Origin of the sequence: Streptomyces phytophilus, from assembly GCF_013870535.1 — a bacterium.
GTDB lineage: Bacteria > Actinomycetota > Actinomycetes > Streptomycetales > Streptomycetaceae > Streptomyces > Streptomyces phytophilus.
In genome coordinates this window covers 1-9166 of sequence record NZ_JACBXC010000122.1, presented here as the reverse complement: position 1 = coordinate 9166, position 9166 = coordinate 1, and the positions used below count along the sequence as shown (strand labels likewise).

Sequence of the window (9166 nt, the reverse complement as noted above, 5' to 3'; positions counted from 1 at the left end):
CCATCACCGGTGAGGCCGCCGCGCCCGCCGACGACGGGCCCGTCTCCGCGGGTGCCGAGGCCGCCATCGCCTTCGCCGAGGCGCAGTTGGGCGAGCCGTACGTGTGGGGCGCGACCGGGCCCGACGCGTGGGACTGCTCCGGTCTGACGCAGGCCGCGTGGCGGGCGGCCGGGGTGGAGATACCCCGGGTGACGTGGGACCAGGTCACCGCCGGCACCTCCGTGCCCGTCGCCGAACTGCGCCCCGGCGACCTGGTCTTCTTCTTCGACGACATCAGCCACGTCGGCCTCTACACCGGCGGCGGCCACATGATCCACGCGCCTCGTCCCGGCGCCTTCGTCCGCTCCGAGTCGATCTACAGCATGCCCATCCACAGCGCTCTACGGCCCGGATGAGGCCCGTCATGCCCTGTCGATCGGCGGCCAGGTGCGCTCCAGGTAGCTGAAGCCCGTGTCCGGGCCCACGCACGTCTGCAGGGTGACGTCCCCCCAGTACAGGCCGTGGTTCTGACCGCCCTGCCCCGGGGTGATGTGGTTCTGGTACACCCGGTACTCCAGCCTGCCCATCGGCCCGGAGATCGTCACCCGCGTCCCCTTCGGCAGCGGCGCCAACACGTCGAGTAGCGCTCGTACGGCCGCGCGGAGACCGCCACCGCCTCGCCGCCGGGGCTGCGTAACTGCCACACCCAGCCGTGGACGTCCGGCCCGTGCTGGACGGCGCCCACGTGCGCCGCGTGGTGGACGCGTAAGTCCTCGAAGGCCGACCGGCAGGCCCCGAAGTCCGGATAGCCGTGCGCCGACACGGCCACCACCCGCCCGTTGGGCGCGACCAGCCGCCAGCCGTAGCCGCTGTGCGCGCTGGCACCGATGTGACAGCGCGCCCCGGGCGCCGCTCTTCGGTCGACACGAGCCCGTGCCATCCCGTTCCCCGCCCCATCTCCCCCGTATCCGCTGCCGCCGCCATGGCCCCCACTGACACGGCCGGTCATGCCGCAAGCGCAATCTATGGAGATGCAGGCGGCATAAGGAGAAATCAGGGGGTACAGCGGCGACCTCTCACGACGAAGTTGCCCCTTGTTCACAGGGACGTCATGAGCGGCGCGGTGCGGCTGGACCGTTCTCGGCGATCATCCGGTCGCTGGCGACTCCCACGGGATCTCACGTTCTGCGGGCGGCAGGCGTCTACCGGGCAGGAGAGGGGAGACGCAGATGAGCACCCGACACGTCGTGACCGATACGGAACTCGGAGCGATCACGCTCGCCGCCGAGGGCGGGGCGATCGCCGGCCTGTACTTCAGGCACCACGTCCGTCGGCCCCCGCAGGAGGCGTTCGGTCCTGAGACCAGCTGCAGGACGGACCCGCTGCTGAACGAGGCGGTCCGCCAGCTGCGGGACTACCTGGCGGGGCGGCGCAGGCAGTTCGATCTTCCGCTCGCTGCCGACGGCGACCCCTTCCAGCACGCCGTCTGGGACATCGTCAAAAGCGTCCGGCGCGGTGACACGACCACCTACGGTCGCATCGCCGAGCAGGTCGGCGATCGCGGCCTCGCGCAGCAGGTCGGACAGGCCGTGGGTGCGAACCCGCTGTGCATCTTCGTCCCGTGCCATCGCGTCGTCGGCTCCAGCGGGTCCCTGACCGGCTACGCCGGCGGGCTGAAGCGCAAGCGCGCACTGCTGGAACTTGAGGAGCCGGCCGCGGTCGGCGCGGGACGATTGTTCTGACCGTAAAGCTCACGTTTGCCACCGCACGTACGTCTTCAGTGGGATGAACATGAAGCAACCGTTCGAGAGCGTGGTCGCGCAGCACGGCGCAACCGTGCTGCGCGTCTGCCGGGTCGTCCTCGGCCCGCACGACGCGGACGACGCGTGGTCGGAGACCTTCCTCTCCGCCATGCGCGCCTATCCCGATCTGCCGGAGACGGCGAACGTGGAGGCATGGCTGGTGACGATCGCGCACCGCAAGGCGATCGACGTGCTGCGTGCCGCGAAGAGGAACCCCCTGCCGGTCGAGGAAGTGCCGGAAGGCGCGACCGCACAGGGCATCCCGGACTCCGAGGACGCCGGCCTGTGGAGCGCGGTGAAATCACTCCCGAACAAACAGCGTCAGGCCATCGCCTACCGGTACGTGGCGGGGCTGGCATACGCCGAGATCGCGGAGATCCTCGGCGGCACCGTCGAGGCGGCCCGGAGAGCCGCCGCGGACGGGCTCAAGAACCTCAGGAACACCTATCCGGGCGCGCACACGAAAGGAGACCCGTCATGAGCGACAGGCGCAACGACGACGACATGGCCGTCCTGCTGTCGACTCCCGTGGACGCCGACACCCTCGGCCGGCTGCACCGCCGTCTGGAACAGGCCGCGGAGCAGGCCGATCTCGTCGACGTCGCGTACACGACCATCGACTCGCCTGTCGGCAAGCTGCTGCTCGCCGCCACCCCGCAGGGGCTGGTCCGGGTGGCGTTCGCCACCGAGGGCCACGACCGGGTCCTGGAAGCCCTCGGCCGGCAGCTCAGCCCGCGGATCCTGCGCGCACCGAAGCGACTGGACGAGGCGGCTCACGAGATCGACGAGTACTTCACCGGGCGCCGCCAGGTCTTCGACCTGACGCTGGACCTGTCCCTGTCACGCGGATTCCGGCGCCTCGTGCAGACGCACCTGCCCGGGATCGGGTACGGCCAGACCCGCAGCTACCGGGACATGGCCGAGCTAGTCGGCAACCCCAAGGCCGTCCGGGCGGTAGGCACCGCCTGCGCGACCAACCCCCTGCCGATCGTCGTCCCGTGCCACCGCGTGCTGCGTACCGACGGCACGCTCGGAGGCTACGTCGGCGGACCCGAGGCCAAGACCGCGCTGCTGGACCTGGAGGCCGCGGCATGAAGAAGACGGACCGGTGGCACAGCCGCGTCGAGAAGGCCGACTGGAGCGCCATCACCGCGGAGGTCGACGAGTACGGCGGCGCACTGCTGCCGCAGCTGCTCGCGCCCGGGGAGACCGCGGAGATCAGAGAGCTGTACGAGCAGGACGCCCTGTTCCGCAGCACCGTCGACATGGGGCGCCACCGCTTCGGTGAGGGCCGGTACCGGTACTTCGACACGCCGTACCCGGAAGCGATCGAGCGGCTCAAGCAGGCGCTGTACCCACGGCTGCTCCCCATCGCCCGCGACTGGTGGGCCAAGCTCGGCCGGCCCGCGCCGTGGCCGGACTCGCTGGACGAGTGGCTTCGGATGTGCCACGACGCCGGCCAGACGAAGTCCACGGCGATCCTGTTCCGCTACGGCGAGAAGGACTGGAACGCTCTGCACCGCGACCTGTACGGCGACCTCGTTTTCCCGCTGCAGGTCGTGATCAACCTCAACGAGCCGGGTGTGGACCACACGGGCGGCGAGTTCCTCCTGCTGGAGCAGCGTCCGCGCGCCCAGTCCCGGGGCACGGCCACGCTGCTCCCGCACGGTCACGGGTACCTCTTCACCACCCGCGACCGCCCCGTCGAGTCCGCCCGCGGCTGGTCCGCCGCCCCGGTCCGCCACGGCGTGTCCGCCATCCGGTCCGGCGAACGCCGCACCCTCGCCCTCGTCTTCCACGACGCCGCTTGAACGACGCCGTGCAGACATACCTCCTCCTGGGCGCCGACGGCGGCCCCTACCGGTCCGGGACGCAAGGCCGGTGGGGCGGCCACCGCGGTTCGAAGATCTACGGACGACTCGACTGCCCCGCGGCGCTGCGCACCATCGCGCGCGGCGGCTACGTGGCACACCGCGTCTTCTTCGCCGACGAGGTCACTGCGGTCGCCGCCGGGTTCCGCCCCTGCGCCACCTGCTGCGAGGACCGCTACCGGCAGTGGCAGACCGCCCGGGAGAACGGCCGACGACGGACCCCCTGACCAGTCCCCCGCTCATGCACCCCATCCCCCGGAGAGCAAGCGATGACGCCGCTGTTCACTCCTCAACTCCCCGAGCGCGCGCCGGAAGAGATCACCCCGGGCGCCACACACGTCCCGGACTGGCTGTCCCGGGCGCAGCAGGAGTGGATCGCGAACCGGTTCCACGAGTGGGTACGCGGCCCCGTCCCCCTCCGCGCCGCGCAGGTCCGCGGACACCGGATGTCCGTACGCACCGTATGCCTGGGATGGCACTGGCAGCCGTACAAGTACACGCGAGAGGCCACCGACGTGAACGGCGCCCGGGTCCTGCCGTTCCCCGGCTGGATGGTCCGCCTGGGACGCCGAGCCCTTCAGGCCACCGGCCACGACGCGGCCGCGGTCAGCTCCTACGCACCCGACACCGCGCTGGTGAACTACTACGACGCCAGGGCCCGCTTGGGAATGCACCAGGACAAGGACGAGAGATCCGACGCCCCGGTCGTGTCGCTGACCATCGGCGACAGCTGCACGTTCCGGTTCGGCAACACCGAAAGCCGCGGAAGACCCTACGCCGACCTGCTGCTGGCCTCCGGCGACCTCTTCGTCTTCGGAGGACCGGCCCGACTTGCCTACCACGGTGTCACCAAGGTGCACGAGAGCACCGCCCCCGAAGGGTGCGGTATCAGCGGCGGCCGGATCAACATCACGATGCGCATGACCGGGCTCGACGGGTGACCGCATGACACGGGATCGTTCGCGGAGATCCGGTGGCGGCTTCAGGAATCCGTCCGCGGCGCAGTCAGCGCCGAGAACGTCACCCCGGTGAGTTCCTCGGAGACGGTCCACAGGCGCTGCTGGGTCGCCTGGTCGTGGGAGCCGGCGCTGGAGGCGACCGGCTTCGGGTAGCCGCGGACCTCGCCCCGGTTGCCGGGGCCGTAGTACTGGCCGCCGGTGACGGCCGGGTCGGTGGCGGCGCGCAGGGTGGGCAGGGCGCCCATCTCGGCCTTCTGGGTGAGCAGCGGCGCGAGCCAGGTGAGGGGCAGGCGGAACACGGCGGGTGTGTTGCGGGCGAGTTCGGTGTGGGACAGGCCGGGATGGGCGGCGACCGCGACGGTGGTGCCGTGCGGTGCGAGCCGGCGCTGCAGCCCGTACGTGAACATCAGATTGGCGAGTTTGGCCTGGCCGTAGGCGGCGACGCGGCTGTACGAGCGCTCCCACTGCAGGTCGTCGAAGTGGATGGCGGCCCGGATGCGGTGGCCGGTGCTGCTGACCGTCACGACGCGGGAGCCGGGGACGGGCAGGAGCCGGTCCAGCAGCAGGCCGGTGAGGGCGAAGTGGCCGAGGTGGTTGGTGCCGAACTGCAGCTCGAAGCCGTCGGCGGTGGTCTGTCGCGGGGTGTACATCACGCCCGCGTTGTTGATCAGAAGGTCGATGCGCGGGTGGGCGGCGCGCAGGTCGGCCGCCGCGGATCGGATCGAGTCCAGGGAGGCCAGGTCGAGAGCCTGGACGGCGACGTCGCCGGCAATGCGGGCGGCTGCCTGCTCGCCCTTCTCCACGTCGCGCACCGCCAGGACCACCGTCGCCCCGCGCGCCGCGAGCATCCGTGCGGTCTCGAAGCCGAGCCCGGTGTTGGCGCCGGTCACGATCGCCACCCGGCCGTGCTGATCGGGTATGTGCTGCTCGGTCCAGTTGCCGCTCATGACGCACCCCTAAAGAACCATCGGTCTGTTACGGCCCCAACCTAAAAGACCGCCGGTCTCCTGTCAAGAGACCGGTGGTCTTTAAGCTAGGCTGAGGGCGTGACATTCCAACGGGCGCGCAGCGAGGAGCAGCGGGAGATCCGCCGCCGGGCGATCCTGGACACGGCGGCGGCGATGCTCGACGAGATGCCCGTGGCCGAGGTGACCCTCAATGAGCTCAGCCGGCGGGTGGGCCTCGCCAAGTCGAACGTCCTGCGCTACTTCGAGTCGCGCGAGGCGGTGCTCCTCGCACTGCTGGACGACTTCCTCAAGAGCTGGCTCACCGAACTGGCCGGCGAACTGGCCGCGGGCATCGAGCCGCACGCGCCACCGGATGTACGGGCGGGCCGGCTGGCCGAGATCCTCAGCCGGTCGCTGTCGGACCGGGTGGTGCTGTGCGACCTCTTCGGCGCACAGGGCGGCGTCCTTGAGCACAACGTCTCCGTCGAGGTGGTCAAGCGGCACAAGCGCTCCTCTCTCACCCACCTCGCGACCATGACCGGACTCGTACGCCGCCACCTGCCCGAACTCGGCGACGACGCGCAGCAGTTCTGCCTGATGGCCCTGGTCTCGGCCGGTGCCCTGTCGGCATACGTCCCGCCACCGCCCAGCCTCCTCGCCGCCTACGCGGACGAGCCCGCCCTCGGCGTGCTCCACCTGGAGCTGCACGACGCTCTGCGGATCTCCTTCGCCTCGACACTCCTGGGCGTACTGCCGCGCGCCTGAGGCCAGCACGTTCCCCCAGCCGTACGTCGGCATCCAAGACCAGCCCGGGCAGCACCGGGGCCGGATGGTGGCCGGGGGATCGCGGCTCTATGTTGGGCGCGTTGAGATGTCGTTGTGCGTCAGGCGAAACCGACCGGGAGAGATGCCCCGTGACCCACGAACCGCCGTCAGGCGACGAGCCTCGGTTACCGATCAACCCGCAGGTGCCGCACCCCGCGCGGATCTACGACTACCTGCTGGGCGGCAAGGACCACTACGCCGCCGACCGTTCGGCCGCCGAGGAGACCATCCGGCGCGCGCCCCAGGTCAGGGCGTCCGCGCGCGCCAACCGTGCGTGGATGCTCCGCGCGGCCCGCTATCTCGCCCGGCAGGGCGTGCGGCAGTTCCTGGACGTCGGCACCGGCATCCCCACCTCGCCCAACCTCCACGAGGCCGCCCAGCAGGTCAGCCCGGACTGCCGGGTCGTCTACGCCGACAACGACCCCGTCGTCCTCGCCCACGCCCGCGCGCTGCTGAGCAGTTCCCCCGAGGGGCGCACGGCGTACATCCAGGCGGACCTGCGCCGGCCGGAGGAGATCCTCGGTGCGCCGGAGCTGTGGGCGACGCTGAACCGGGACCGGCCGGTGGCGCTGGTGCTGTCCGCGGTCCTGCACTTCGTACGGGACGAGGAGGAGCCCGGCCGTATCGTGGCCGCCTTCCGGGACGCCCTTCCGCCGGGGAGCTATCTCGCCCTGTCCCACACCACCAACGACATCCGGCCCCGGCAGGCCGCCGACGCCGCCGCCGTGTACGGCGAGCGGCGGGCCGCGGCGCTGATGGTGCCGCGGCCCCTGCACGAGGTGAAGGCGCTCTTCGACGGCTTCGACGTCGTCGAGCCCGGGGTCGTCCAGCTGCCCCACTGGCACCCGGAGGGACCCGTCCGGCCGCGGCTCCTCGACGAGGTGTGGCTCTACGGCGGCGTGGGCCGCCTCGGCGGCGGCTGAACCCCCGTGCGGGCACACCACGTGCCGGCCCGGCGCCGGTTTTCGCGCCGGGCCGGCGTGTGTGCGTCCCCCCGGGGGTGGGGAACGCCGGGTGCCGGCCCGTCCCCGCCGGTCGGGCCGGGTGGGGGGAGCGGGTCAGCCGGTCAGCTGGGAGTGGATGATGCCGGCGTACGCCTCCTCGCCCCTGGCGTTGGGGTGCAGCGGTGCCGCCGGGGCGGTCGGGACGTAGCCCTCGACCCACTTCTTGTCGGGGGACTGGCAGGAGTCGTGGCCGCGGCTCGGGGTGAACACGTCGACGTACTCGGCGCCGTGGGCCGCCGAGCGGTCGGCGATCACCTGGTTCATGTGGTTGACGCTGCCCTGGAGCCAGTCGGCGTCGTCGGCCAGCACCGGCTGGTACGGCCAGCAGCCGCCCGGCTTGATGTAGTCGCCGTAGCCGGTGACCAGGACGCGGGCCTGCGGGGCGCGGGCGTGGATGCCGTCGAGTACGGCGCCGAGCTTGGGGCCCATGGCCTCGATGCGCTGGGCGACGGTGTCGACGCCGCCCTCCATGAAGCCGTCCTTGCACAGGTCGCCGAGCGGGTTGAGCTGCATGCAGTCCTGGGCGACGCCGACGAGCCCGGCGTCGTTGCCGCCGATCGTCAGCGTGACCAGGGTGGTGTCCGCGCTCAGCGCGTCGAACTGCGGCGGCGCCTCGCCCATGTCGACGTCGAGCAGCGACAGCGACTGCGGCTGGGTCATGTGGTCGGTCTTGGCGCCGCTGCACGTGACGTCGCGCAGTTCGGCGACGTCGAGCCGGTCGGCCAGTTCGTGCGCGTAGTTCTCGGTGGAGCGCCCGCAGGCGAGCGGGCCGGTGGGGAGCGGGATGAGGGGTCCGGAGGCCATCGAGTCGCCGAGGGCGACGTAGACCTCGCCGGCCGCGGCGTCGGCGGCGGCCGGGGCGGCCGTGCCTCCGACGACGAGGCCGGTCGCCGCGGCGGCGCCCAGGGCGCCCTTGAGGAGTTTCGGCAGCACGTTCATCGGCGGCTCCCGGCCGTGGGGGTGGATGCGGGTGTGCGTGCGGGTGTGCGTGCGGTGTGCGGGTGGGGCTGGCGGAAAATTGTGTCGTGCACATGATGCAGACGGGCCGGGCTGCGCTTAACTGGTCAGTAACGCAGACTTCTCCGGGAGCCGTTGTGACGCGTGACAACACACCGCTGTGTATCGGCGGCAGCCCGGTCGACGCGCGGCTGCGGGCCCGGGTGCCCGCGCTCACCCACCGCGTCGTCGACCGGCTGCTCACCGAACTGCCCGTGTACGCCGCCCTGCCGCCCGAGGAGGTCGCCGGCGACATCGCCGACATCGTGCAGCGCAGCCTGCGCCTCTTCGCCGACGTGCTCCAGCGCCGCGGCCCCGCGCGCGACGACGAGCTGGTACGGCAGCGGGAGTCCGCCGCCCAGCGCGCCGAGGAGGGCGTGCCGCTGGACGCCATCCTCAGCGCGTACCAGATCGGCACGGCCATGGGCTGGGAGGAGATCTCCCTGGACGCGCGGCCCGCGGACTTCGCGGACGCGCAGGAGGTGCTGCGGCATCTCTTCGTCCTTCAGCGGCAGTTGGTGGCGGCGGTCAGCGCCGCCTACCTGGAGGCCCGGCAGGTCCTCGACGTCCAGGAGCACGCGCCGCGGCACGCACTGCTGGCCGCGCTGCTCGCCGGCGAGCCGCTGGAGGGCATCGCCCGCCGCACGGGGCTGCGGCCCGCCCCGCGGTACGTCGCCCTCACGCTGCACGTCGCCCCGCACCCCGACGAGCACTCCCCCGGACCCCGGTCGCGGATCGCCGCCCGGCGCAAGATCCGCCGGCTGCAGACGGCGCTGAACGGCT

Annotated in this window: 14 protein-coding genes; 10 read left to right on the top strand and 4 right to left on the bottom strand. The window is 71.8% G+C overall.

Annotated features, from left to right (window positions below; translation table 11 throughout):
- A partial coding sequence (locus tag H5J30_RS09480) for a C40 family peptidase (protein ID WP_181786909.1) occupies positions 1–395 on the top strand: 395 nt, incomplete at its 5' end.
- A 6-nt stretch (positions 396–401) separates the two neighbouring features.
- Here the strand turns inward: H5J30_RS09480 and H5J30_RS09475 are convergent.
- On the bottom strand, positions 402–584 hold the full coding sequence (locus H5J30_RS09475; RefSeq protein WP_181786907.1) for a hypothetical protein: 183 nt from the start codon (positions 582–584) through the stop codon (positions 402–404).
- On the bottom strand, positions 581–919 hold the full coding sequence (locus tag H5J30_RS09470) for a YegP family protein (protein ID WP_181786905.1): 339 nt from the start codon (positions 917–919) through the stop codon (positions 581–583). Before H5J30_RS09470 ends, H5J30_RS09475 begins: the two co-directional genes overlap by 4 nt.
- Before the next feature lie 289 nt (positions 920–1208).
- On the opposite strand from H5J30_RS09470, the gene H5J30_RS09465 reads away from it, so the two are divergent.
- Genes H5J30_RS09465 through H5J30_RS09440 form a run of 6 tightly spaced genes read left to right on the top strand, consistent with a single transcriptional unit; the run spans position 1209 to position 4593 of the window.
- The gene (locus H5J30_RS09465) at positions 1209–1721 is read left to right on the top strand and encodes a methylated-DNA--[protein]-cysteine S-methyltransferase (protein ID WP_181786903.1); all 513 of its coding nucleotides are present in this window, start codon (positions 1209–1211) and stop codon (positions 1719–1721) included.
- Positions 1722–1764: 43 nt separating this feature from the next.
- Positions 1765–2262 (top strand): RNA polymerase sigma factor, encoded by a 498-nt coding sequence (locus H5J30_RS09460; RefSeq protein WP_258563214.1) that lies wholly within the window; start codon positions 1765–1767, stop codon positions 2260–2262.
- Positions 2259–2876 (top strand): methylated-DNA--[protein]-cysteine S-methyltransferase, encoded by a 618-nt coding sequence (locus tag H5J30_RS09455; protein ID WP_181786901.1) that lies wholly within the window; start codon positions 2259–2261, stop codon positions 2874–2876. The genes H5J30_RS09460 and H5J30_RS09455 overlap by 4 nt, the downstream gene beginning before the upstream one ends.
- Positions 2873–3592 carry a 2OG-Fe(II) oxygenase gene (locus H5J30_RS09450; protein WP_181786899.1) on the top strand — a complete coding sequence of 240 codons (720 nt, stop codon included), beginning with the start codon at positions 2873–2875 and terminating at the stop codon, positions 3590–3592. Before H5J30_RS09455 ends, H5J30_RS09450 begins: the two co-directional genes overlap by 4 nt.
- Positions 3593–3600: 8 nt before the next feature.
- A complete protein-coding gene (locus tag H5J30_RS09445) occupies positions 3601–3879 on the top strand; it encodes an Ada metal-binding domain-containing protein (RefSeq protein ID WP_181786897.1) in 279 nt (92 codons plus the stop codon).
- A 42-nt stretch (positions 3880–3921) separates the two neighbouring features.
- Positions 3922–4593, top strand: a complete 672-nt coding sequence (locus H5J30_RS09440) for an alpha-ketoglutarate-dependent dioxygenase AlkB family protein (RefSeq protein ID WP_181786895.1) — start codon at positions 3922–3924, stop codon at positions 4591–4593.
- 41 nt (positions 4594–4634) lie between these two features.
- Here the strand turns inward: H5J30_RS09440 and H5J30_RS09435 are convergent, their stop codons facing one another.
- Positions 4635–5558 carry an SDR family NAD(P)-dependent oxidoreductase gene (locus H5J30_RS09435; RefSeq protein ID WP_181786893.1) on the bottom strand — a complete coding sequence of 308 codons (924 nt, stop codon included), beginning with the start codon at positions 5556–5558 and terminating at the stop codon, positions 4635–4637.
- A gap of 99 nt (positions 5559–5657) precedes the next feature.
- Between H5J30_RS09435 and H5J30_RS09430 the strand changes: the two genes are divergently transcribed.
- Both H5J30_RS09430 and H5J30_RS09425 read left to right on the top strand, forming a co-directional pair.
- Positions 5658–6323, top strand: coding sequence for a TetR/AcrR family transcriptional regulator (locus H5J30_RS09430; RefSeq protein ID WP_181786891.1), 666 nt, complete (start codon positions 5658–5660; stop codon positions 6321–6323).
- A gap of 149 nt (positions 6324–6472) precedes the next feature.
- The gene (locus H5J30_RS09425) at positions 6473–7306 is read left to right on the top strand and encodes an SAM-dependent methyltransferase (RefSeq protein WP_309505477.1); all 834 of its coding nucleotides are present in this window, start codon (positions 6473–6475) and stop codon (positions 7304–7306) included.
- A 135-nt stretch (positions 7307–7441) separates the two neighbouring features.
- On the opposite strand, the gene H5J30_RS09420 is transcribed toward H5J30_RS09425, so the two are convergent.
- A complete protein-coding gene (locus H5J30_RS09420; RefSeq protein WP_181786889.1) occupies positions 7442–8326 on the bottom strand; it encodes an SGNH/GDSL hydrolase family protein in 885 nt (294 codons plus the stop codon).
- 155 nt (positions 8327–8481) lie between these two features.
- Between H5J30_RS09420 and H5J30_RS09415 the strand changes: the two genes are divergently transcribed.
- Positions 8482–9166 (top strand): RsbRD N-terminal domain-containing protein (locus tag H5J30_RS09415; protein WP_508470408.1); only part of this gene is annotated, 685 nt, incomplete at its 3' end.

Excerpts from the sequence above, each read along its gene's own strand:
- H5J30_RS09420 (WP_181786889.1), bottom strand. The coding sequence starts at position 8,326 with ATGAACGTGCTGCCGAAACTCCTCAAGGGCGCCCTGGGCGCCGCCGCG.
- H5J30_RS09455 (WP_181786901.1), top strand. The coding sequence starts at position 2,259 with ATGAGCGACAGGCGCAACGACGACGACATGGCCGTCCTGCTGTCGACT.
- H5J30_RS09460 (WP_258563214.1), top strand. The coding sequence starts at position 1,765 with ATGAACATGAAGCAACCGTTCGAGAGCGTGGTCGCGCAGCACGGCGCA.
- H5J30_RS09470 (WP_181786905.1), bottom strand. The coding sequence starts at position 919 with ATGGCACGGGCTCGTGTCGACCGAAGAGCGGCGCCCGGGGCGCGCTGT.
- H5J30_RS09465 (WP_181786903.1), top strand. The coding sequence starts at position 1,209 with ATGAGCACCCGACACGTCGTGACCGATACGGAACTCGGAGCGATCACG.
- H5J30_RS09450 (WP_181786899.1), top strand. The coding sequence starts at position 2,873 with ATGAAGAAGACGGACCGGTGGCACAGCCGCGTCGAGAAGGCCGACTGG.
- H5J30_RS09440 (WP_181786895.1), top strand. The coding sequence starts at position 3,922 with ATGACGCCGCTGTTCACTCCTCAACTCCCCGAGCGCGCGCCGGAAGAG.
- H5J30_RS09435 (WP_181786893.1), bottom strand. The coding sequence starts at position 5,558 with ATGAGCGGCAACTGGACCGAGCAGCACATACCCGATCAGCACGGCCGG.